Below are 22747 nucleotides of genomic sequence, written 5' to 3' on the forward strand. Positions count from 1 at the left end.
CAGCCGACTCTAAATACGGAGTCGGCTACTTATTGTGCAGGTACCACTTTTCAATTAGATGGCAATCCTTATCTTCTATATCAACCACTGTACCCACTTGGGAGCTGATCCCTGACTTTATGGAAGCTGATATCGTCGCTAAATGGCTTCGCTTCTGGAAATATCCCTTTTTATATGTAAGCGATTGAATCCTGTTTCTTGGCATGATTAAAGTCTGCTTGGAGATTAAACGGCTGCTCAGTATCAATAAGTCCCCCTGGGTCTTCCACCCGGCCTCTATGAACTGCAAATAGGACCAAAGGAAGGAAAGTGGAATCAGTAATAAGGAGAAAAATCCCCATGTTCTGAAGAACCATATGAGGACCGCGATAATCGGGAAGAATACGATTGCTTTGCGGATGACATAACGATAATAAGCACGTCTAGGCAAAGGCTTTATATCCGCTACCGTTTCATAGCCTGGTAAAAATTCTTGGATTTTATCAGGCAAGTGTTTCTTTTTAATTAACGGAAAGAGCATGATGGAAAGACTTTCACGATCTTCCGCACTTCCCCCAGCATACTCCAAATACACAGTGGCCAATCCCAATGGCTTACGTACGAGATTTTCCATGATCCGAATCCCCTGGACCTTGCGGATGGGAATCGTTAATTGTTTTTTCTCCAACAATCCCCTTGTAATAACAAGCTCCTCACCTGTCCTCAAAGCGGTGAAGTTGGCATATCTAATGACCATACTCACAGTGGCCAACACGTAAACGACCAATAAGCCCAAAATGGCAAAACCAGTTAGTATGACTGACCCGAGCCCGATATACTCTTCATAATTCTTGAAGATTTTTTCAAAAGGAATGATTTCATCGAACTGTGATATAAAAGCGATTCCACCGGATAAGAATACACCGATTGCCCCCGACGTTGCCGCCATAACAAAAAGTTGAGGCAACGCTTGCTTAAAAGTAGAGGAAGCCCTATCTTTTTCCACGACGTGTAAATCTTCTTCTGTACGTTCCCCTTCAAGGATGTCAGAAGAAGTTTTTTTCTTTTTCTCCTCAATAATTATTGTATTCAGCTGATTCGCTTCGCTTTTTCTAACGGCGGACAAAACGGCATCAGCCTGAGTGCCACCAGCCGTTTCGATATTCACTTTCACAAGACTGAATATGCGTTGGATAATCCCCTCTGAAATATCAATACTATGTATCCGGTCAAACTTAATATAACGCTTCTTCCTGATGAATACGCCGGATTCTATCCTGAGCTCCCCGGACTCTAACCGATATGTAAAGCGCAACCATTGTATGAAAGCACGAATAACGAGCAAGAGCACGACGACGCCGATAACTAATGGCTGGACCCATCCCGGGACATCATTATTTTGCCCTGGTAACACGATCACTATCAAGAATGGCAAAACCAACTCTTTTATCGATTTAATGATATTGAGAAGGACAGCAATGGGGTGAAGCCGTTTCGGTTCAAACATCTTCTTCCTCCACACTGGCCATCCTGGAAATATAGTGCCGTAATTCATCCGCTTCCGTTAAATCCAGAGCAGGTATAATATGCACCGTTGCAGCTGTGGATATTTCCACGGATGCCAAATCATACTTCCTTAATAAGGGGCCTTGCTTCGTTTCAACATGCTGTACCCGAATCATCGGGATGAGGGTCCTTTTAATCACAAAAATCCCACTTTGGATATCAATCTCCGTATTTCGCACGTCATAACGCCATCTTTTCCAGCGTAAAGAAGGAATCAAAAATACGGTCAGGTAACATTGAACGAAAGAGAAGATAAGCAATGCTCCAAAGATCCAATAAGTCCACCCTTGAATGATCGTCAGCACTAAAATGACCAAGCTCAAAACCCAAATGATTGAACAGCCAATAAGCCCACTGAATTTCCAAGCAGTCAGTGCCTTATCGGATATGAGGCTTTGAGGTTCCATAGTACCCTCCTTTTCCGATTTAAAATGAATGCTCTTGTTATTCCACACATTGGTGTGCATCCAATTTGATATACCTCATTGTACAGAATTCAAACTTTTCTTACAACTACCTCATTCATTTAATTCTATTTATTACAAAAACATTCACTTAAATACTTTATTGAATAAAAAATAAGCCGCTCAGATGAGCGACTTATTTATCGAAATTCATTTCAATTAATTGCTAGATTTTTCTCTTTTTTGGCTTGTGCTACGGTTGCCATAGCCATTAGATTTACGGTTCGAGCTAGGACGTTTATTTGCCCCGCTACCGTAATCTTTTCTGCCTGAAGAACTACGTCCATTACGCGGTCTGTTAGATGAACTGCTTCCACCACGGTTACGACGCATTGAAGGAGATTCTTCAGTTAATTTAATCGGAGTTTGATCCGGTTCTTTCGTCATTGACTTAAGCATAGCTGCAACTAAATCAGCTGCACTGTGTTGTTTCAATAACTCTTCAGCTTGACCAAGGTATAACGATAAATCGTCATTCTCGATTGCAGAAAGAACTTTCTCCGTTACTGCTTTTTGTTGCCCTTGCAACGCTTCAGTTGAAGTAGGAGTTTTCATTCTCTCCATACGTTTTCTAGTTGTATGTTCAACTGCTTGAAGTTGCCCTCTTTCTCTTGGTGTTACAAATGTGATTGCAATACCATGTTTACCGGCACGTCCTGTACGACCGATGCGGTGAACGTAACTTTCTGGGTCTTGAGGAATATCAAAGTTGTATACATGTGTTACACCGGAAATATCAAGTCCACGAGCGGCTACGTCCGTAGCTACAAGGACATCAAGATTTCCTTCTTTGAATTTCTTCAATACAGAAATACGCTTCGCTTGGCTAAGGTCACCGTGAATTCCTTCAGCACTATAGCCACGGATATTCAATGCAGAAGACAATTCATCGACGCGACGTTTTGTACGTCCGAATACGATGGCAAGTTCTGGTGTTTGGATATCGAAAAGACGTGCTAATGTATCGAATTTTTCACTTTCTCTTAATTCCAAGTAGTATTGTTCGATGCGGTCAACAGTCATCTCTTTCGCTTTTACACGAACAAGAACTGGTTCATGCATGAAACGTTCTGCAATTTTACGGATTGGGTCAGGCATTGTAGCTGAGAAAAGCAATGTTTGTCTTTCATCAGGAACCGTTGAAAGGATAGACTCGATATCCTCAATGAATCCCATGTTAAGCATTTCATCCGCTTCATCAAGGACTACAGTGTGAACTCCACCTAATTTGATGTTTTTACGTTTGATATGATCTAACAGACGACCAGGTGTACCAACGATGATATGTGGTTTTTTCTTTAAGGCACGGATTTGACGGTCGATGTCTTGTCCTCCGTACACTGCTAATACACGAGCGCGCTTTCCGTAACCAAGTTTGAAAAGTTCTTCAGAAACTTGAATGGCAAGCTCACGAGTAGGTGCAATAACAATCCCTTGCACATTTTCGTTGGCAATATCGATGTTTTCCATCAATGGAATACCGAATGCTGCTGTTTTACCTGTTCCCGTTTGCGCTTGACCAATAATATCTTTACCTTCAAGTGCTAGAGGAATCGTTTGGGCTTGAATCGGACTCGCTTCTTCAAATCCCATTTTTTCTATTGATTTCATAGACGTTCTATCTAAACCTAATTCGCTAAACAATGTCAATGTTTTCGTACTCCTTTTTATATCGTAAATTTACACGTGCATTCAATGCACGAATTGATTAGTTCAAATCCTCATCATCATGACAGATGTTCTACTTTATTCTTATGAAAAAGTTTATCATTATCACCTAAAAGAATATCTACCTTTTAGCTCTAATGAACTCAATATGATTTTTTAAAAAGGAAATATACCAGTACTTGCGTTTCACTGGCATTTAATGCATTGCGCACGTGTAGACTTATTTTTAACATACGCCCATCTTTTTAAAAGTGCATGTAACCAAAATTAAATTCAAAATGGAAAATTAAAAGTAGCATAAACGGTTATTCACCGTTTTATTTCAGGTGAGGGCTGCTGCACCTATTATTCCACAGACTTAAAAGTCTGTCTGAATAAAACTTGACGAGCGCCAAGATTCTTATACAAAACAGGCCCGGTGCGTTGAGGATGTGCAGAAGTGGAAAGACGCTAAATGCAGCTTATTTCCCTATTAGCTACTAAAGCCACTGTGGTACGCAGCTTTTATATATGACCAGACGCGCGGCCTATTTAATCTAAAATAATCTCAAAAAACCTCATGAAAAACATGAAAGAAGAAACAATATGTTGCCTCAACCTGATTAATCTAATTAATTATTCATCAATGATAAGACATTTAAACTCATACTTCATATTACCATTTTCAAACTGTTATTGCAATAAAGGATATTTTCGTATCCATCGTTACTTATAAAGAATACGGCGGGAAGCCGACATGTCAAATATCCATTTCCCCCAAAAACAATAGTCTTGATACCCATTCATCGGGTTTTTCTCCTAGAAGTGAAATAAGGAACGATGCCCAACCGATTCCGAAATAAAAAAAATCCGGGTACCCATATGGTACCCGAACTCCTTCCCATTTAGACCAATAAAACGAATTGTTCGATTTTACAAATGGACAATATCTTTTTCACAGGCTTCGTTGCACCCGTCATTTCTATTTCCAAGTTTGCGGATAATGGATATAACCATTTAACGAGGAAACTAATGCCGGTGCTATCAATAAATTTCACTTTTGATAAATCGATTTGAAGGCGATCTATATTATCCGGAACCTGGAAGGTATTCAATAGCCTTTCAAGATAGGACGAGTTCTCATAATGAATATCACTTAAGATATGCACATTAAACGTATTTTGATCAATATGGACATGAAGCATGCGCGCCCACCACCTCTTTCACATTAAATACCGCTGTAGCTCTTTTTCCTGCCTCATCAAAGGAAAACTCACATAATTGCTGGATCAAGTATAAGCCCCTGCCCCCTTCATTACTCACATCGGGGCATTCCATCTTCCTATAGCTCTCCCAATTAAACCCTCCAGCAAATGAATGAATTTTTATGGAGATTCGCTCGAAGGCTTCTTCCTCAATCTCTAGATCTGCTTTATCCTGACCTTCATGTTGTATAATGTTCGATAAAAGTTCCCAAATCACTAATTTCACATTAAAGAACAAAAATTCAGAGCTATCCTTTACCTTAAACATTTCAAATTCCTGCATGATTTCATTTACAGTCTGGGCGAGCGTTTTCACATTCAACTGTCTAACCTGGATTTTTTTTATTGGCATTTTGAATCTGCTCCAAAGTTTTTGAAAGATATGGATGAATATAATCTTCCTGATGTTCTAATCGGTAAAACTGGCTCCAGACTGAACCTATTATTGCTTTTGTTTCTAAAGTATTTTCTTCCACGCATCGATCGATTTGCAACAGCCACAACTTTATCGAAAGCCTTTCCTCGGGACTGTTTGGCAATTCCCCCAAGTCAATTCGAATAATCTTTTCATTCGCCTGTTCTAAAAGAACTTGTGTCATTTCATACGTTGATGCATACGTTTTCCCTTCAAATTCCAGGTACCCTTTCATCATAGGTCACCTCTTTAATTTAGTATCCATTAACCCTTGAACTTCTGCGATAGTTCAATATTCAACGAACTCAATTGCTCAGCCATCTCTGATATTTGGGAAGAAGCCGATGTGAGTTCCTCAAACGTTGATCTAAATTCTCCAATTTCTCCGCCCAAATGACTGATTTTCCCGTCGCTCTCTTTCACGCTTCTTACCGAATCATCCAGGATATCTATGATTTCTTTATTTACATGTCTAAAGAATCTCGCTTCATCCACGATACTTTGAAAACTCTCATCAAATTTCATCACCGTCTTCTGGACTGATGCCACCTGTTGTTGAATGGAATCAAGTGATAGCTCGGTTTTGCGGGCAAGGTTTCTAACTTCTTGTGCGACTATAGAGAAACCTTTTCCGTGTTGGCCTGCTCGAGCTGCTTCAATCCCTGCATTTAGCGATAGAATATTGGTTTGATTAGATAGGGTGCGTATCGTCTGTACCACTTGCCCAATATGTAAGGAGTCCTCATTCAGTTCCTCTGTTAAGTTCTTAACTTTTTCGATTAAGTCCACGACATCATCGACTTTCTTCAAAGCCTTCGTGACATTGCCTTTTCCTGCTTCAACATGATGGATCATCGCTTTTGACCCAGTATTAATTTCATCAATATCTTCGAGCATGCTTTGGACCCGAGTATCCCGTTCGGCTAGCGAAGCCATGGTTTGTTTCGCACTGGATGCCAATATGGATGAAGAATCGTTCAAACGGTATTGAAGCTCCTCAATCTCATTTAGCTTCATCATGGAGGATGTATAAGACTTTATATATGTCTGGATCGCAATTTGCATATCGAATGAACAAAGCTTTTGAAATGAGTAATAATAATCCTGGGCTTCTTGCCAACTATCACACTCACGGGTCAGCATCTGCAGGACCTCATGCTGAATGATGGTAAAGGCACCGATATACCACTCTGGGAAAAGACCTATCCGGTTATGCACACTACCAATAACCTTACGTCGTACCACGTACTTCTCCCCGACGTCCCCCGAAACCATATCCAGAATATATTTCTCTAATGTCTGCTTTAACCTATGAATAGTGGAATGTTCCTGAATGATCATGGTTAGGTTGGGAATTTCCGAAATGCGAGCATAAAAAGCGTCCACTATCTTTTCAACGTTCTTTTCCATAATAGGCTTTAGACTCATAAGTGTCGTAATATCCTGTTCTTCCAAATTCACAAACATAAGCTGAAGAGCATTCTTTCCCTTTTCAATTTCCGAGAATATAGGTGCACGAGTCGGAGTAGATCCTATTTTAATGGGGACTGTAGGATGCTTCTCTTGTTTCTTCAATGATTCCTTATTTTTCAAACTAAATAATGATGTAAATGGACACCCACTCAACTGTATTTCCCCTTCCCCTCGTAAGACTTTATACCTACCATATTTTACATCATAACCCAAAAAACGTGCAGTAATATCAACAATATTATGAATTCTTGTGCAAAAAAAGCATGAAATGTGTCTTTGTATAGTATAATAGTCCTGCATATGCACAACCTAACAAATATCAGGGGGTTATATGAATATATATACGTTGGATATCCCAGAATGTAGAGACTTTAGCCTTGTATTACAAACACTAGACAAGAAAGTCATTTTTTTAGAAGACCCGGTAGGACAACAACATCTGTTTCGAAATAAGACGGACTTATTGCAATCCTTATTCATCCTACCTTTATACCTTTCGAGAGACTCCTCCCAACAAACCGCCTTGTTTGCTTTAGCCGAGTCTTATGAGATACCCATACTATTCATATATAAGCGTTCAAAAAAGTTAAAGGATCCACAGACCTTACCCAAAAAAACGATTTATGAGTCGATGGCCTTCCCTGCAGACCCAGTGGAGATTAAGCTGAAATTGAAAGCTCTTCAGAATATTAGCATGCAGTTATACTCAACGAAGATGAAGGAACAGGAACTAGTAAATATCGGACTTAAAGTTAAGCAAAACTTGCGTGTAGCTCAAAACTTTCAACAGCTTGTCCTTCCTACATCCATACAAAAGAAAGATATCGAAATCCAGGGGCTTTTCCAGCCATCAAGTGAGCTGTCGGGGGATTTATTTTACTGGCAGGAGGTCGAGGACGGGAAATACGGGTTCATCATCATCGATGTTTGTGGAAAAGGAATTCAAGCCGCACTCATCAGCATGTCTATCCGCTCTTTAATGCCTGGGCTTATCAAGCGTGTAAAAGACCCCACCTTCATTACGAAAGAACTGAACAAGCATATGGGTCATCTGTTCCAGGAGTATCAAAAGGAAAATACGAATGCCCCATACTTTACGGCCTTCATTGCTTTTGTGGATACGGCCGCTCGAATTATTGAATATGTTAACAATGGGCATCCTCCTGCAATGATGTATTCCCCTTGCAATAATGAATTGCAAATTTTAAGTAATGGCTCGATGCCTATAGGTCTTGTACCAGATATGCCTATAGAAAAAGGATCCATTCACTATGAAGCTGGGAGTCGTTTCGTTATATATACCGATGGACTTTCTGAGTCTCCCAGTAACCATACCATTCATAGATTCGATAAGATTGAACAGGAGTTTATAGATAATGTCCACTTAGATACATCAGATCTTCTTCATGAATTATTACTCTCCAGGATGAAGCATTCCGAAATCAATGATGATATCTGCATCATTGCTGGTACCTTGTTTTAGGCCTCCAATAGAGAAAGAGCCGATTTCATAATGAAATCGGCTCTTTTTCTATTTCTCATCATTTTTGCAAGGCTTTTACGACTTCTTCTAACTTCATGCCTCTTGAAGCTTTGACCAAAATTAAATCATGGGCATCAGTAGAAGTCTGTAGCGCTTCTATTAATTGTTGTTTATCTTGAAAAGATTGAACATTCTCAGCTGCAAATGTTTTACGTGCACCCTTAGCAATATAATCGGCAAGCGGTCCATATGTAAAGACCTTATCAATTTGATCAACCGCTATCAGTTCACCTATTCTCAAGTGGAAATCTTTTTCGCTTGCTCCTAACTCCAACATATCTCCAAGTACAAGGATTTTATTCCTAAAACCGGATAGACCTTCAATCAGCTCAATTGCTGCCTTGACGGAAGTGGGGCTGGCATTGTAAGCATCATTAATGATTTTCTGCCCATTTATGCCTTCGACCATCTCCATCCTCATGTTTGTAAGGCGAATGGCTTCTAAGCCCTTATGGATGGATTCGTTACCTATATTCAGTTCTTTTGCGGCAAGAATGGCAGCCAATGCATTGAGCACGTTATGCTGACCCAAAACCGGGATTTGATAGTCACCTTGATTCTCTCCACCAAGTGTAAACGAGGTACTGTCTGCCTCTTGGGTAATCGTCAATGGGAACAAGTCATTCCGCTCCGTACGTCCGAAGGATAGGACACGTAAATGGGGGAATTGCTTTTGAATCCGGCTTTCCAGCAAAGGTTCGTCACCATGGTAAATAAGCGTTCCGCCCTGTGGCAATCCCTCCACGATTTCTAGCTTCGCATTGGCGATTTCTTCTCGCGAGCCTAAATCCAACAAATGCGATTCGCCTATATTTGTAATAATGGCTACATCTGGTTTTGCTAGCTTGGATAAAAATTCGATTTCCCCACGACTACTCATGCCCATTTCTAAAACGGCTGCTTCTGTTTCCTCATCCATGGATAGGATAGTAAGTGGTAATCCAAGATGATTATTGAAGTTACCATTCGTCTTATGGACTTTATAGGTAGTGGCCAGCAGGGCAGCCGTCATATCTTTCGTAGTGGTTTTACCATTGCTCCCCGTTATTCCAATGACTTTAATATTCAATTGGTCCCGATAAGCGCGTGCCAATTGCTGTAATGCCTTTTCAGTATTTTCCACAAGGATGATTGGTAAATCAGTAGGTGGATTCGGAATATCCTGCTGCCAAAAAGAAGCGGATGCTCCCTGCGCAATGGCACTTCTGACATATTGATGGCCATCGACTTGCTCTCCCTTTAACGGAACGAACAAGCATCCTTTCGTAACCGCTCTTGAATCGATGGTTACACCATTAATTTCAATGGGTTCAAATACCTTACTATCGTTCAATCCATTTACCATCTCAGATATTTGTCTCAACGTTCTCTTTATCACTTTCGTTCCTCCTTCGTTCATCAAACTAAATCTTCCATTTTCTTTATAACCAAACTAAGCAGCAATCGGCATGGAGAACCGATTCCTGCTTGCTAGAGTAAGTCCTGCGTATAATTGAAATACAGGAACCCACTTTACATTACCGCTTACACTGTATATTTAATTTGTTGTTTTTCTTCATAGCGCTCTAAAGCAAGCTTCACAAGTTCTTCTATTAATTGTGGATATTCAAGACCCGTGTGCTTCCATAATAGCGGAAACATGCTGAATGGCGTAAAGCCAGGCATCGTATTCACTTCATTGATATAGACCTTTCCATCTTTCGTCAAAAAGAAATCGGCCCGGACGAGTCCGGAACAGTCCAATGACTTGAAGGCTGTGATTGCCATTTGAGATAAAGCTTTGTATTGACTTTCCTCTATTTCGGCAGGTATGGCCATCGCTGAATTTCCGTCGACGTATTTAGCTGAATAATCATAGAAGTCAAAGTCTGTCTTAGGAATGATTTCTCCTGCCACAGAACAAGATGGGGTATCATTCCCAATCACGCCAAACTCCACTTCACGGGCGATGACTCCTTCTTCAACGATGATTTTCCGATCGAATTGAAATGCTTCTGCGACTGCCTTCTTCAACTCATTAGCATTATTACATTTGCTGACTCCTACGCTTGAGCCTAAATTAGCCGGTTTTACAAAACAAGGGTACCCACATACTTCTTCCACCTTCTCAATGGACCGTTCTGTGTTACTCTCCCATTCCGAGCGGATGAACCATGTATAGTTAACTTGCGGTAATCCCGCCTGTGCAAAAATATTTTTCATGATGACCTTATCCATCCCTGCGGATGAAGCCAGTACCCCATTTCCCACATAAGGAAGATTCAACAGCTCAAGCATCCCCTGTACTGTTCCATCTTCGCCATTCGGTCCATGTAGAAGAGGGAAAATGACATCATAACCCGTGGACCCACTATTTTCATCAGTTAAATGGGCTTGCAATGACAAAGGAGAAGTCAATTTATCGGATGATAAAGCCAATTCCTCGACGGATTTTGCCGGACCAGTCAACTTTGGACCATTTACCCAAGAACCTTCTTTTGTTATGTAAATCGGATATATGTCAAACTTTGCTAAGTCGAGAGCTTTAATGACTGCTAAAGCTGTCTGCAAAGAAACATCATGTTCCGCAGATTTCCCACCATAAAGCAAACCAAGTTTAGTTTTCATGAGTTATTACCCTCCAATATTCTTTTAACCATGTTCCATTGTAACACTTTACACTAAAACGGGAAAAGTGAAAGTTCCCCCTTCTATAGCTATAATTAGAAGTTTATGCACCCAGTTGCAAGTCCTACGACCCAAACCCTTAATTAGCTAAAGAAGTTATTTATATAGCGTCGTGTTGATAACGCTCTCCCAAACCTTTTCTTTACGATGAAAAGTAATGAAGGCATCAGGTCCTTGTTCTTTTCTATCTAAGAAATCATCATGCATCTCATCCATGTTCAAATAATCTCCCACGATCCATGCTGGGATCTCGATTTTGGTCCTTGTAATCTTCACATGTCTAAAAGAAAAAACTATACCTTCCGCCAATATAGGAGCCAGGGAAGAAATAATATCCAAAGGAATTGCAGGCAATTCTTTTTTCTTCCTCATTCCTAACCATGTTCTTTCGACTTTCAATGGTTCAAGCTTCAACGGAAGTAAATTTCCCAGCATCTTATAGTACGTTGAAATCGAACGAAAGTAAATTTTATTAAACCATCCATCATCTTGGGCCAGATAGACAAATTGATTATTCAGTTTGTGAAAGAAAGGGGGTTCTAAGTGATTTTTGGTATGCCCCACATATAGGAGTTCCGCTAATTCCCTGCCGTCCAATTCTTCTAGACAATCCGCTTCCTTAAAATCGACCCAACAGAAATCTCCATATGCACGAACATCCTCTTTAAGTAGCTTATAAACGTTCTCAGATGAAACGCTCTCCAGCAAGACATTCAAATCGTACTCCCCACCATCATATTGATGTTTCAATAATAAGATGGAATTCAAGCTATGCGGTAAGGAATAGGAGAATTCTCGAAAATTAAGGCCATTAAAAAGGACAAATCTTTCGGAAGCCTGCATATGCATATATAAGATGTCATTACCTTCATTTTTCATGATTATATTCCCTCCGAGCCTTTCATCAATAGTTCTATTTTATCAAACTTTTTAATATTCACGAAGTGTATATAAAATAGTAGTAAAAATAAGAAACTAGACAGGCAGTAATTTCCATATTATAGTAAAAATAAAAGCTTGGAGGATGAATGATGGATAAAATAGAAAAAGACGATTTCATCAATCACTTGCAGGAAGACGCTGTCGCCGATTCATCAAAAAATTGGGGTCTTTGGGAACTCGAAAAATTTGCATTCGATAAATACTTTCATCAAGCCGACTCCATCCTTGATATTGGATGCAGTACAGGGAGGACGACCTTTGCTCTATACAAGAATGGGTTTCATCATATAACCGGACTGGACCCTTCACCCTCCAAGATTCAAGAAGCCCGGAAGTTTTCACAAGATGAAAATATGGAGATTCCATTCTTTCTTGGGAATGCCACGGAAATCCCTTTCAACGACTCGTCATTCGACCATGCACTCTTTTCCTTTCATGGTTTAATGAAAATCCCTCAACGAAAAAACCGCATTCTCGCTTTGAAAGAAATCAAACGCATACTTAGACCAGGAGGCCGTTTCCTATTCACCACACCGATTCGCGACAGTAATGAAAGGTATCTTAATTTTTGGGAACAGGAAGAAATGATTTGGTGTGATAGTAAACAGGATGAACGGCTATATGAGTTCGGTGATATCTTCACAAAGGGAAAGTCTCACCAAGAAGAGGCCTATCTCCATATCCCGAGTCAGCAGGAAGTCCTTGATTGCCTAGAAGAAGCCCAACTGACTGTTTTGGAAACCTTTCACCAAGATTCATTTAATGAAAGCGTTATGGCTATGAACTTTTCCCCTGACTCCCATTTCTGGATCGTCCATCAATAAGTTGTTTTCGACTTTCATCTGAATACAAAAAAACTCCAGAGTGCAATCACCCTGGAGTTTTGACTTATATTAAGAAGCCTGTTCGAGTTTTCCTTTTTCGGCAGGAGGGTTGAATTGACCTTCCCACTTGGAAATAACGATGGCTGCTAAAGAGTTACCAATAACGTTTACTACAGTACGACCCATATCAAGGATACGGTCAATACCTGCTATGAAGGCAAGTCCTTCAATTGGGATGCCCACCGTACCTAATGTTGCTAAAAGTACAACGAAGGATACGCCCGGTACACCGGCAATTCCTTTAGAGGTAATCATCAACACTAACATTAGCGTTATTTGCTCATAAGCACTTAGATGTATGCCGTACATTTGAGCAATGAAGATGGCTGCTAAAGCTTGGTATAATGTGGAACCATCTAGGTTGAATGAGTAACCAGTCGGAATAACAAAAGACGTAATATGTTTTGGACAACCGGCTTTCTCCATCTTCTCCATGATTCTTGGAAGAACCGCTTCTGAACTTGCTGTGGAAAATGCTAAGATCAATTCTTCTTTCAAAATGGCAATTAACTTAAAGATACTGAAGCCTACAAATTTTGCAATGAGCCCCAGGATGACAACTACGAAGAAAATCATCGTTCCGTATACGGAAAGGGCTAACTTTCCTAATGGGATTAGTGATGATAAACCGAATTTAGAGATTGTCACACCGATTAGTGCAAATACCCCAATCGGAGCAAATTTCATAACCATATTGGTTAGATTGAACATACCTTCCGCCGCACCTTGGAAGAAACGGAATACTGGTACTCCTTTTTCACCGATAGCTGCAATGCTTAGTCCAAACAAGACTGAGAAGAAAATGATTGCAAGCATATCGCCTTCTACCATTGCTTTAATCGGATTAGATGGGACAATATGAACGATTGTATCTATAAAGGATTCGTGTTGCTTAGTTTCTGCTGTGTCAACATAAGTGGAAATATCCGTTTGTTCAAGCTCACCCATATTTACGCCCGCGCCAGGCTGAATAATATTGGCAGATAATAAACCTACGCCTATTGCAACTAGTGTTACTACTATAAAGTAGGATAGTGACTTGGCACCTAATTTCCCTACTGATTTAATATCGCCCACGCCTGCAACTGCAACAATAAGGCTAGAAACGATAATTGGAACGACGATCATTTTAATCATACGTAGGAAGATATCACCTAATGGTTGTAGATAGCTTTGTGCCGTCTCACTTCCATAAAATATAGCACCTACGATAATTCCTAGAATTAAGCCAATGAATATTTGGCTTGCTAAACTCAGTTTGAATTTCTTCATTTAATTTCCTCACCTTCCATATAGTCTTTGATGTAAAAACATTTGTCTCGGTAAGGGAAACAAGATACTAATAAAAAGAGAAAAATTTTTCTGTATATTGAAAAACTTCTATCCTTACGCTTAAAAAAAAGACACCCTACGTGTCATTTTCCCTATTGGCGTGTTATTCACACATGTTCCCTCGAAGACGCTTACGGGGTTAGCTGTCGGGTTAGGAATCGGAAACACAATGGCCCTTTCATCTCTGAATTCACCCCTAGCGAATATAATCCGCAAAATTGGTTCCCCCGTTCTTTTTTATAAGATTAAGCGAGCTAACTTATATTAAAATATTATACTAAAAATATTAATCTGTAAATATATTTTCTTTCCCCACACTCCGAAAGTACAGAGGGGATTAAGAATATTGAGTGCTACGTGGGTTTACACTTATTGTTTAAATAGGTAATTAGTTTTAACAGTAAAAAATTATGGCCATTTTTGATTTAACTGAAAATTATTTTTCCAAAAATCCTAGTAAAATGTATCTAACTTTTTCCCTTTTGGATAGTTTCTTAAAAGTTGCAGAGTGAACCTTGTCCAATTTGAGCGGGGTAATGAAGTAAGAGTGGTTCTTCACTACCTTTTTCGGTTCTAAAAGGATGACATCTCCCACTGCTGGACCTTTAAGCATCTCTTGCTTCCCTTTTGCTTGAGCCCCTTTTGTAAAGTATTGTCGGTTCAAATGCCCTTTATTGGTCATTTTATAGACATGCGGCTGCTTCCGTTCATGTATCGCTTCTGTTGGAACAGTCGGGACTCCCGTCTTCACATTCGTTATAACGGTAAGGTCGACCTTTGAACCGTCTAATAGCGCTTCCTTATTCTCTGCTTCCGTTACAATTTCCGCTTCGAATGTATAGCGATTTTCATCCTTTAGGGTTGGCTCCTCTTTGGGATAAGGATGTATACGGCTGATGGTTCCGCCCAACCTCTTTTTCAAATCAGGAGAACTAGCTTTTATCTCCATCCCTACCTCTGCCTTCTTTAACTCTTCTTCAGAGAAGGAACCTTCGATGGCCATTTCTGTCGAAGCAATTGAAATAATCGGATTCGTTAAATTTTTATTGATCTTCTTCACGACACCATCCGCTTCACTTGTCGTCTCAACGGCATTGGTTTGCACCTCAATTGAGCTTAATTGTGCTTCTAGCATGACCACTTTTTCCTTCAAGCTATTTTTTTCAAGTTCCTGCTTGTACATCTCCTGCTCAATATTACTTTTAATTAAGTCTGAGGAAGAAGTGGTGATGTCTATATTTAGGTTCTTTTCTACTGTCTCATCGATAACCGTTTTGTTTGAATCCAGGGCCAGACCACTTTGATAAGCTTTCAACTTATTTATGTACTCATCAATTCCGACGATTTCTCCTTCGGTTGCGGCCTTTTCCGCTTCCAAATTATCTTTTAGTGCATCCAGTTCGGTTGTAGTGTATTCAAATAGGGATGTTCCAGCCGTTACCTCGTCCCCTTCGTGAACCAGGAATTTCTGAAAATCATTGTTTTTAGCATCAAAATAAACATCATATTCTTCTGCCGGTTTAAAGATTCCCTTTGTTTGAAATGTTTCAGTTATGGTATCTTTCTTAACTTGTGTCCATCTTTCGGTAAAAACGGTCCGTTCCACTTTACTGTCTTTTTTTTCAATCAAGTAAATATTACCCGATATCAAGGCCAAAGATGCTACTGATAGGGCTGCTAATTTCCACTTTTTCATTTTTCTCACCGCCTTATACGAATACGCCAACTTGTAGATATGCTAAAAATGCTTTAGCAAACCACGAGGCAATATAAAATAGAATGATCATTGATAAGACAAAGGCCTTGCTTCGTTCCGTATATACCTTCAAATAATAATATTGTAAAGAAATGATTAAAATTTGAAAAATGGTGATTTCACTAAAAAAATGAATAAAGTAATCGCTTCGAATGAAGTACTGGCTGATGACTCCAAGTGAAAAGGGGTTGGCATCATGCCCAATATCCATCAAAACAAAAAGGGGAATTAACAAAACCTTCTCCAGTAAGTGCAAACTAAGCGTAATCATTTGAACAATCACGGTTTTTATGTATGGGATATCCAATACTACCCAAAAGAATAAAGAAGCTAAAAAGATATAAATAGAAGGATAAAACAATCCTGCAATCATATTTCCAATTACAATCAGTAATTTTCCCGTTTCAAATTCACTTACATCCATCTTCGTAATATTTTTAGAAAATGATTCTGAACCAATTCCAAAATATCCACTTACTGAAAAAACTAAGACACTAAGAAAATATAATCCTATTAATTTCCAGAAAAGTCGTGTGACCGCTTCCGCATTTTGCAATTGGTAACGGCTTCTTTGCGGTTCAAAAATACCCTTTAACAATCGGACCTGGTATATCATGTATGTTCCTCCTGCAAAAAATGAAATATCATTTTATATTTTATCTTATTTTGTAAACAAATGCAGAAATAAGGAGGAATAAATATAAATATATACTCTTAATGCGTCTGATTCTGTTATACTCCTGAGCTAGGAGACAAAAAAGCAAGATGATGTTTCAGAACTTCTATCTGTGTAGGCGTCTGATTATAAATCTCTCCATCCATATCGACTTCGAGAGGTAATTCGGTTTCCACCTTCAATTTTCTTGCCTGGATATACATGACACCTGACTCTGAGCTGACACTTTCAGTCAACGAACTCTTCATGGCTAAGATCTCCCTAAATACACTTAGGCTCGATTCTTTCACGATGACGATATCAAACAGCCCATCGTCTGGCTGGACCATTGAAAAAGGCATTGAATTCGTTCCGATAAAATTACCATTCAAGACTAAAATCATGACAGCTTTTCCTTCGACACACGTTTCATCATATTCGACTCTAAAAGGAAACGGTTCTTGATCGCCTATCGTTCTAATTGCACTTAAAAAATAACCAATCTTCCCGAATTTACTTTTTTCTTGTTCATCTATATTGTTTGACGTATCGGTAATCAGTCCAATACCCCAAAAATTCAAAAGGTAATGATCGTCCGCCTTCCCCACATCGATCATACGGACATTTCCGTTCACTATAGTTTCCGCCGCACGACGGATATTTTGAGGTATTTCCAAGGTTCTGGAGAAATCATTGCACGTCCCTCCAGGTAATATTCCCAAAAGCGGTCGATGTTCGAGTGGAGAAAGACCATTCACACATTCATGCACCGTTCCATCTCCTCCCAGAACGAATACTACGTCCATACCTTCTCCATATTCCGAACAAAACTTGTCAGCATCACCCTTTTCCTTGGTCTGAAGAATAAGAAATTCATCAATTTGGGGTGTCAGAATAGGGAGACATTCCTCTAATGCCTTTTCCACCTTACTATTTCCTGCACATTCGTTATAGATCAGCATTCCTTTTTTCCATCTCATATCCTGTTCCCCCCCGTTTAATGAATAGCTACGCTACGCTTCCCTTTACTTTTTCCTTTTTTCCTCCTTTTAAAACTCAATCATGAATAGTTGAAGCAATTAAATTATTAATATGAAGAAAGACGTATAAAAAATAAAAAAAAGAGGCGGCAGCCCCTTCCAAAACGTCATGAGTGTATATGCAAATGATCTTTCATTAATATGATGAGCTTGGAACAAAGGGTACTTCTAGTCTCGTCCTTTTCCACATAAAGCAAAAAACCTTCCAAGATGACACCATTTGGTCTTTTTTTAAAAAGACCTCTCTAATCACCTCTAAAGCCTCTGTATCTTTACCAGTCCCATATCCTGCTCCATCCCCCGACTTCATCCTTAAGAGTTTATCTATCGTCAGGTCAATCTACGCTTTAGGGTCAAGTACATACGCTGAACAGTCAGGTCCAGGTAACTGATTCAATAAAGGATCGTCGCCCTTCAGTAACCCTCTATGATTGAATCTAACCAATTCAATAAGAAAATTGGCAACATACTTATGCTTATGGGGATTATGTTAACTGGGTTTATTTCCTCATAATTAATGTTTACCTGGCAAGTAGCTAAAAAAAGGTGTTTTTCCATTCCTAATTGAATAGTTAGTATATGAACGTTATAAGGGGATATTAAAATGGTAAAAATACTTAGAAAAAGCGCTATATATAGTTTTTTTTATGGGAATAGGTATAGGAATTTTATTTGTAAGGTATGAACAAGTTACACGAGTGAGTTTTGATGTGACTGAAACATCCTATTTGTCTACCATGGAATACATAATTATCTTGCTTAAATATGGTGTAATAACAGCTATACTTGGTTTGTTATTTGGATGGTATAGATATAATAAGCAAAAAAAAGCTGTTTAAGATGTTCATAAAACGGTACATTAGGTAATTCCGTTATTAACTTCACCAGGTACTGATACCGAAGAAAGGCGAGCAATCAACCCAATCAAAAAATTCATAAATAATGGGTTTTGCTTCCATTCATTACTGCTTTAAGCTTGAGCAGGGTTTTCTTAAGTGAATTTTAAGATACCATGTAAAAAGTGAGGCAGTTTGTCATGGAGGAAAGTGCTAAACAAACCCGAAAATTTATTTTTCTGGGTTCTTTGCTTTCTTTATTATAATTATTCTGCCTGCATTTTCTTTTTAAACATTGCAATTGCTACTACCGATATGATGATGGCATAACCAAGCACCCACCAGATATGAGGGGAAATATCACCGTATTCACCAGTAAGAGCAGCTTTTCCCATTTCGACTGCATGAACAAATGGTAAAATAAATGCAACGTCTTTGAATAGGCCACCAATCAGGTTTAAGTCAATCCATGCGCCCGAAAGCCATGCAGATAAATTGGTCAGTAGTGCTCCACAAATACCTACAGCTGCTCTTTCACTTAACAGCGTTCCACATAATAGCCCAATCCCTATAAAAATAATTGATGTTGGAATGAGTAAAGCTAGTGCCACAATCATAGAAAGAGAGATGGCTAACCCCATAAACATCGCAACAATATAACAAAAAATCCCCTGTACAATCGACATCATTAGTAAAGGTAAAGAATAGCCCATAATAAAATCTGTTGATGTCATAGGTGTTGTGAAAAGCCTTGTTAAAAATGAGCTTGCTCGGTCTTTCGATAAAACTTGTGCGGCAAAGAGAGCCATAAAGGATAGACCAAATACCGCGATACCAGGAGTTAGTGAATCAACATTAAAAAGATCAACTGGAATGCTACGATTAATTGCGGATAACAGCAGTAATAACACAACCGGGAAGCCGATTCCAAAACAGAGTGATAGTGGGTCCCTTAAAATTTCCTTTGTCGTTCTGTTTGCAAATACGAGCATTCTCATTGGATATCACCTTCCGTTACAAAATACACAAATGCATCCTCAAAGCTCACTGTGTTAGCCTTTTCAATAAGCTCTTGAGCCGAACCAATTGCTTTAATTTGCCCGTCTTTCATAATGCAAATACGGTCAGACAATGCCTCTGCTTCCTCTAAATAATGCGTCGTTAATATAATGGTTGTTTTTTCCTTCAGTTTTTTTATTAAAGCCCAAAGTTCACGGCGTCCGATAATATCTAATCCAAGTGTCGGCTCATCTAAAAATAAAATCCGCGGCTCACTAATTAAAGCCATAGCGATGCTCAATTTGCGTTGCCAACCACCTGATAATGTTTTGCTGCGTTGCTTTTCAAAAGGCTGCAATGAAAACTGAACAATCATTTCATCAATTATTATCCTTGTTTTCTCTTTATTAAAGCCGTGTACTCCAGCCATTAACTCTAAATTTTCACGTACCGTTAGATTGGGTGCAATCGCCGTCTCTTGTGGGGATACCGCAATCGCAGTACGTACTTGCTCTGGCTCATTTATAATACTTTTCCCTAACAATGTTGCATCTCCGCTCGAAGGCTTTGTTAGACACGAAAGCATTTTAATCAATGTCGTTTTTCCTGCACCATTAACACCAAGAAGGCCAAATAATTCCGTTTCTTGAATTGAAAAAGAGACGTGGTCAACAGCATTTTTAGTACCATATGTTTTCGTTAGGGAGTTGATTGTAATAGCGTTGTTCATTTATCTTCCTCCTGTTTAAAATTTTGGTTTACCATATTGAAAAAGCTACTCAACATTTGTTCAGGTACAATCGCAAGACCACGCTCTTCATCCCCCAAGATAATTAGCGTATCTCCTGGATTTAATTGAAACAGTTCCCGTGCTTTTTTAGGTATAACAATTTGTCCTCGTTCACCTAGTGTGGCTGTACCAAAAAAATGCTTTCCTTTCGGTGGTACACCGAAGCCATTTTCTTGTTGTTTAAAACGAACAAGATTATCTAATGTAACATTGTAAAGCTTCGCGAGCTCCATACAATATTGGATATCGGGTGTAGAGTCCCCTTTTTCCCATTTGGCTATCACCTGTCGAGACACATTTAAACGTTCTGCTACTTCTTCTTGTGTAAGTTGATGCTGTATACGCAATGCTTTAATATTCATATTAATCATTTTTTTCATACCTCCAAATTATATTATCAACAAACTTACAGGCAATCGTCCACCTACATTTATTTACTTTATTGTTACGATTCGTAGCAAAAATAAAACATATACAAAATAAGGACCCGATGAGTGCGAATGTATGGCATTTTTTCCGAAGAAAGGCGAGCGATCAACCCAATCAAAAAATTCATCCTATAGTCAATTACCAAATGTTATTAGTCTTTCCACAAATAATATAGATGTTTTGCACACTCGTAAAATCATGCTTTATCGACTTTTCAGCTCCTTCATAATGGTTTGGATAATGTGCTCATCTACGCCATTGAAGAAAGTTATTTCAGCTTCAGCTGTTTTAATAACACAGCCTAGTACAGCAGTGTATTCAGAAGAATGAAACGAAGTAGTTTCAGTTGGAAAAGGATCGAGTTTTACTGGAACAATGGTTAATTTGTTTGTGGACATAAGGATGGCACCTCCTTTGATTGATACGTTTATCGTACCGAAGGTGCCTGGCGTTTTATATGCGTTATTTGATTACGGGCTTACGTTTAAGAGACCAAGGAATTGTTCCTTTTTTAGTACGTTTTTGGCTTCTTCTTCAGTAATACCGATAATGGGGATTATGGTAACCAACGCCATCGTATTGGTCGATCGTGTACTTAAAAACGAAGAAAACGGCCTCTCGACTCTCGAAGCTGGGTCAACCCGTCTTCGTCCGATCTTGATGACAGCCTTGTCCATGATTAGCGCATTGATTCCTCTCGCAATTGGCACAGAAGGAAGCGACCTTATTTCACAAGGAGTTGGCATTACCGTAATGGATGGACTAGTGAGCTTTACATTGCTTACCTTACTTATCGTTCCGGTCGTATACGAAGTAATCATGAAATTGGGTAAAAGGGAGAAGGCAGTGAAAACAAAAAAAGAAACGAGTTTCCCCGTTCCCTTAAGATTTATTGAACATTTAGTTTTTAGTAAAGGTTTGATCTATTGCGTTTTCCAGGTTCAATGATTTTTCTTTTAAGTAACGCTTCGTCACGTTTAAGTCCTTATGGCCTGCTAGCTTGGAAACAGTTTGTATATCAATACCATTATCCACTAGTCTCTGGCAAAATGTATGACGTAATTTATGTGGGTGTACATTGTATTTTTTTAAAATATATTGTACCGACCTCGGCGTGATTCTTTGATTATAGCTTGAGATAAACAATGGGTCTGCTTTTTCCTTCAGTGAACAGAGATAGGTTCTCACATACTGCACTGCTAAATCTGTTAGCGGAACGGTTCTGTCAATTTCACCTTTTGCATTCCGGACAAGAATATAATTCCGATTGCCCTCCATGATAACATCACTTCCATTTAAATCACATAGCTCCGAAACACGAATGCCAGTATGTAACAAAAGATAAACAATGGCGACATTCCTAGGATTTCCTTCTGCCTCTATATCCTTCAAAAGAGCTTCTTGATCTTTGATGCTTAGTGACTCAGGTGCTTCATTTTTAGATTCCTTTACCTTACGCTCAACAGAAAGCATAATTTGTGGCTTCGCTAAAAATTTAAAGAAGACATTCAAAGCATTATAATGCTTTTCTATTGTCCCTGGACTTTTCTTGCAATTTTCTAAATAATCAAGATACAATTGAACATCCTCAGAATTAATTTCCCTTAGTACCTTTTGTGTCTGTTCACAAAACTGAGAAAGAACACCTGTATACGTTTTAATCGTATTAGCTGATTTCCCTTGGTCTTCCAACCATCCAGCAAATGAAGAAATCATTTCATCTTTAGCAGAGGTATCCATAGGCTATTCCCCCAATGACAGTTTCAGAACTAAGTTAAGTTTAACATATTTCCTTATAGAAACGAAGAATTCTGCCCCCTAATCTCCTAACGTCTGTGAGAAGCCCGGATGCGCATGCTAAAAAAGAATGGTAGGAGATATCATCATATTGCAGCAATACTCTCATTTTTCAAATGTATCTTTCACGTCTTGGAAAATCAACACAAAAAAGGCCAGCCTAGTGGCTGACCTTGAAATGGCTTGGCGGCGTCCTACTCTCACAGGGGGAAACCCCCAACTACCATCGGCGCTGAAGAGCTTAACTGCCGTGTTCGGAATGGGAACG

At 39.2% G+C, this 22747-nt stretch carries 21 protein-coding genes, 1 rRNA gene, 1 pseudogene and 1 riboswitch; of the genes and pseudogenes, 3 read left to right on the forward strand and 20 right to left on the reverse strand.

Annotation, left to right across the window (positions count from 1 at the left end):
• Nucleotides 1–25: 25 nt before the first annotated feature.
• The 7 genes from ACQKIC_RS20095 to ACQKIC_RS20125 form a co-directional block, all read right to left on the reverse strand.
• Nucleotides 26–1486: a PH domain-containing protein gene (locus tag ACQKIC_RS20095; RefSeq protein ID WP_427592195.1), complete on the reverse strand. Its 1461-nt coding sequence runs from the start codon at nt 1484–1486 to the stop codon at nt 26–28.
• A complete protein-coding gene (locus ACQKIC_RS20100) occupies nt 1479–1952 on the reverse strand; it encodes a PH domain-containing protein (protein WP_402959807.1) in 474 nt (157 codons plus the stop codon). Before ACQKIC_RS20100 ends, ACQKIC_RS20095 begins: the two co-directional genes overlap by 8 nt.
• 216 nt (nt 1953–2168) lie before the next feature.
• On the reverse strand, nt 2169–3659 hold the full coding sequence (locus ACQKIC_RS20105) for a DEAD/DEAH box helicase (RefSeq protein ID WP_402875995.1): 1491 nt from the start codon (nt 3657–3659) through the stop codon (nt 2169–2171).
• A 902-nt stretch (nt 3660–4561) separates the two neighbouring features.
• Nucleotides 4562–4861, reverse strand: coding sequence for an STAS domain-containing protein (locus ACQKIC_RS20110; protein ID WP_402875997.1), 300 nt, complete (start codon nt 4859–4861; stop codon nt 4562–4564).
• Nucleotides 4842–5273, reverse strand: coding sequence for an ATP-binding protein (locus tag ACQKIC_RS20115; protein ID WP_402992002.1), 432 nt, complete (start codon nt 5271–5273; stop codon nt 4842–4844). Before ACQKIC_RS20115 ends, ACQKIC_RS20110 begins: the two co-directional genes overlap by 20 nt.
• The gene (locus ACQKIC_RS20120) at nt 5248–5574 is read right to left on the reverse strand and encodes a hypothetical protein (RefSeq protein WP_402959813.1); all 327 of its coding nucleotides are present in this window, start codon (nt 5572–5574) and stop codon (nt 5248–5250) included. Before ACQKIC_RS20120 ends, ACQKIC_RS20115 begins: the two co-directional genes overlap by 26 nt.
• A gap of 26 nt (nt 5575–5600) precedes the next feature.
• Nucleotides 5601–6929 (reverse strand): protoglobin domain-containing protein, encoded by a 1329-nt coding sequence (locus ACQKIC_RS20125; protein ID WP_427668739.1) that lies wholly within the window; start codon nt 6927–6929, stop codon nt 5601–5603.
• Between the two features lie 211 nt (nt 6930–7140).
• Here ACQKIC_RS20125 and ACQKIC_RS20130 point away from each other — a divergent pair, with 211 nt between their 5' ends.
• Complete coding sequence (locus ACQKIC_RS20130) at nt 7141–8292, forward strand: PP2C family protein-serine/threonine phosphatase (RefSeq protein ID WP_402959817.1); 1152 nt, start codon at nt 7141–7143, stop codon at nt 8290–8292.
• A 58-nt stretch (nt 8293–8350) separates the two neighbouring features.
• On the opposite strand, the gene ACQKIC_RS20135 is transcribed toward ACQKIC_RS20130, so the two are convergent.
• From ACQKIC_RS20135 to ACQKIC_RS20145, 3 genes are all read right to left on the reverse strand, one after another.
• Entirely contained in the window at nt 8351–9730 is a 1380-nt protein-coding gene (locus tag ACQKIC_RS20135) for a UDP-N-acetylmuramoyl-tripeptide--D-alanyl-D-alanine ligase (RefSeq protein WP_427592197.1), read from the reverse strand.
• 146 nt (nt 9731–9876) lie between these two features.
• Nucleotides 9877–10959, reverse strand: coding sequence for a D-alanine--D-alanine ligase (locus ACQKIC_RS20140; RefSeq protein ID WP_402876007.1), 1083 nt, complete (start codon nt 10957–10959; stop codon nt 9877–9879).
• A 156-nt stretch (nt 10960–11115) separates the two neighbouring features.
• Complete coding sequence (locus tag ACQKIC_RS20145) at nt 11116–11898, reverse strand: hypothetical protein (protein ID WP_402876009.1); 783 nt, start codon at nt 11896–11898, stop codon at nt 11116–11118.
• Between the two features lie 152 nt (nt 11899–12050).
• On the opposite strand from ACQKIC_RS20145, the gene ACQKIC_RS20150 reads away from it, so the two are divergent.
• On the forward strand, nt 12051–12785 hold the full coding sequence (locus ACQKIC_RS20150) for a class I SAM-dependent methyltransferase (protein ID WP_402876010.1): 735 nt from the start codon (nt 12051–12053) through the stop codon (nt 12783–12785).
• Nucleotides 12786–12854: 69 nt separating this feature from the next.
• Here ACQKIC_RS20150 and ACQKIC_RS20155 read toward each other — a convergent pair whose 3' ends face one another.
• The 8 genes from ACQKIC_RS20155 to ACQKIC_RS20190 form a co-directional block, all read right to left on the reverse strand.
• Entirely contained in the window at nt 12855–14117 is a 1263-nt protein-coding gene (locus ACQKIC_RS20155; protein ID WP_402876012.1) for a cation:dicarboxylate symporter family transporter, read from the reverse strand.
• Between the two features lie 173 nt (nt 14118–14290).
• A riboswitch (cyclic di-AMP (ydaO/yuaA leader) is annotated at nt 14291–14439 on the reverse strand.
• A gap of 174 nt (nt 14440–14613) precedes the next feature.
• The gene (locus ACQKIC_RS20160; protein ID WP_427592198.1) at nt 14614–15873 is read right to left on the reverse strand and encodes an efflux RND transporter periplasmic adaptor subunit; all 1260 of its coding nucleotides are present in this window, start codon (nt 15871–15873) and stop codon (nt 14614–14616) included.
• 13 nt (nt 15874–15886) lie between these two features.
• Nucleotides 15887–16549: a hypothetical protein gene (locus tag ACQKIC_RS20165; protein WP_402876016.1), complete on the reverse strand. Its 663-nt coding sequence runs from the start codon at nt 16547–16549 to the stop codon at nt 15887–15889.
• A 116-nt stretch (nt 16550–16665) separates the two neighbouring features.
• A complete protein-coding gene (locus ACQKIC_RS20170) occupies nt 16666–17568 on the reverse strand; it encodes a diacylglycerol/lipid kinase family protein (protein ID WP_427592199.1) in 903 nt (300 codons plus the stop codon).
• A 1162-nt stretch (nt 17569–18730) separates the two neighbouring features.
• Nucleotides 18731–19462 (reverse strand): ABC transporter permease, encoded by a 732-nt coding sequence (locus ACQKIC_RS20175; RefSeq protein WP_427592200.1) that lies wholly within the window; start codon nt 19460–19462, stop codon nt 18731–18733.
• Nucleotides 19459–20193, reverse strand: a complete 735-nt coding sequence (locus tag ACQKIC_RS20180) for an ABC transporter ATP-binding protein (protein WP_402991978.1) — start codon at nt 20191–20193, stop codon at nt 19459–19461. The genes ACQKIC_RS20175 and ACQKIC_RS20180 overlap by 4 nt, the downstream gene beginning before the upstream one ends.
• Nucleotides 20190–20624, reverse strand: coding sequence for a helix-turn-helix domain-containing protein (locus ACQKIC_RS20185; protein ID WP_427592201.1), 435 nt, complete (start codon nt 20622–20624; stop codon nt 20190–20192). Before ACQKIC_RS20185 ends, ACQKIC_RS20180 begins: the two co-directional genes overlap by 4 nt.
• A gap of 261 nt (nt 20625–20885) precedes the next feature.
• Nucleotides 20886–21080 carry a hypothetical protein gene (locus ACQKIC_RS20190; RefSeq protein ID WP_402876025.1) on the reverse strand — a complete coding sequence of 65 codons (195 nt, stop codon included), beginning with the start codon at nt 21078–21080 and terminating at the stop codon, nt 20886–20888.
• 154 nt (nt 21081–21234) lie between these two features.
• Between ACQKIC_RS20190 and ACQKIC_RS20195 the strand changes: the two are divergent.
• Nucleotides 21235–21630, forward strand: a pseudogene (locus ACQKIC_RS20195) (efflux RND transporter permease subunit); the annotation flags it as partial.
• Here the strand turns inward: ACQKIC_RS20195 and ACQKIC_RS20200 are convergent.
• On the reverse strand, nt 21583–22422 hold the full coding sequence (locus tag ACQKIC_RS20200) for a tyrosine-type recombinase/integrase (protein WP_402876027.1): 840 nt from the start codon (nt 22420–22422) through the stop codon (nt 21583–21585). The pseudogene ACQKIC_RS20195 and the gene ACQKIC_RS20200 overlap by 48 nt on opposite strands.
• Nucleotides 22423–22660: 238 nt before the next feature.
• Nucleotides 22661–22747: ribosomal RNA gene (rrf, locus tag ACQKIC_RS20205) — 5S ribosomal RNA — on the reverse strand; the annotation flags it as partial.

This window comes from Peribacillus sp. NPDC046944 (genome assembly GCF_050272735.1).
Taxonomy (GTDB): Bacteria; Bacillota; Bacilli; order Bacillales; family DSM-1321; genus Peribacillus.

Excerpts from the sequence above, each read along its gene's own strand:
- ACQKIC_RS20145 (WP_402876009.1), bottom strand. The coding sequence starts at position 11,898 with ATGAAAAATGAAGGTAATGACATCTTATATATGCATATGCAGGCTTCC.
- ACQKIC_RS20180 (WP_402991978.1), bottom strand. The coding sequence starts at position 20,193 with ATGAACAACGCTATTACAATCAACTCCCTAACGAAAACATATGGTACT.
- ACQKIC_RS20190 (WP_402876025.1), bottom strand. The coding sequence starts at position 21,080 with ATGTCCACAAACAAATTAACCATTGTTCCAGTAAAACTCGATCCTTTT.
- ACQKIC_RS20200 (WP_402876027.1), bottom strand. The coding sequence starts at position 22,422 with ATGGATACCTCTGCTAAAGATGAAATGATTTCTTCATTTGCTGGATGG.
- ACQKIC_RS20170 (WP_427592199.1), bottom strand. The coding sequence starts at position 17,568 with ATGAGATGGAAAAAAGGAATGCTGATCTATAACGAATGTGCAGGAAAT.
- ACQKIC_RS20160 (WP_427592198.1), bottom strand. The coding sequence starts at position 15,873 with ATGAAAAAGTGGAAATTAGCAGCCCTATCAGTAGCATCTTTGGCCTTG.
- ACQKIC_RS20155 (WP_402876012.1), bottom strand. The coding sequence starts at position 14,117 with ATGAAGAAATTCAAACTGAGTTTAGCAAGCCAAATATTCATTGGCTTA.
- ACQKIC_RS20175 (WP_427592200.1), bottom strand. The coding sequence starts at position 19,462 with ATGAGAATGCTCGTATTTGCAAACAGAACGACAAAGGAAATTTTAAGG.
- ACQKIC_RS20100 (WP_402959807.1), bottom strand. The coding sequence starts at position 1,952 with ATGGAACCTCAAAGCCTCATATCCGATAAGGCACTGACTGCTTGGAAA.
- ACQKIC_RS20120 (WP_402959813.1), bottom strand. The coding sequence starts at position 5,574 with ATGATGAAAGGGTACCTGGAATTTGAAGGGAAAACGTATGCATCAACG.
- ACQKIC_RS20095 (WP_427592195.1), bottom strand. The coding sequence starts at position 1,486 with ATGTTTGAACCGAAACGGCTTCACCCCATTGCTGTCCTTCTCAATATC.
- ACQKIC_RS20115 (WP_402992002.1), bottom strand. The coding sequence starts at position 5,273 with ATGCCAATAAAAAAAATCCAGGTTAGACAGTTGAATGTGAAAACGCTC.
- ACQKIC_RS20110 (WP_402875997.1), bottom strand. The coding sequence starts at position 4,861 with ATGCTTCATGTCCATATTGATCAAAATACGTTTAATGTGCATATCTTA.
- ACQKIC_RS20130 (WP_402959817.1), top strand. The coding sequence starts at position 7,141 with ATGAATATATATACGTTGGATATCCCAGAATGTAGAGACTTTAGCCTT.
- ACQKIC_RS20165 (WP_402876016.1), bottom strand. The coding sequence starts at position 16,549 with ATGATATACCAGGTCCGATTGTTAAAGGGTATTTTTGAACCGCAAAGA.
- ACQKIC_RS20150 (WP_402876010.1), top strand. The coding sequence starts at position 12,051 with ATGGATAAAATAGAAAAAGACGATTTCATCAATCACTTGCAGGAAGAC.
- ACQKIC_RS20185 (WP_427592201.1), bottom strand. The coding sequence starts at position 20,624 with ATGATTAATATGAATATTAAAGCATTGCGTATACAGCATCAACTTACA.
- ACQKIC_RS20140 (WP_402876007.1), bottom strand. The coding sequence starts at position 10,959 with ATGAAAACTAAACTTGGTTTGCTTTATGGTGGGAAATCTGCGGAACAT.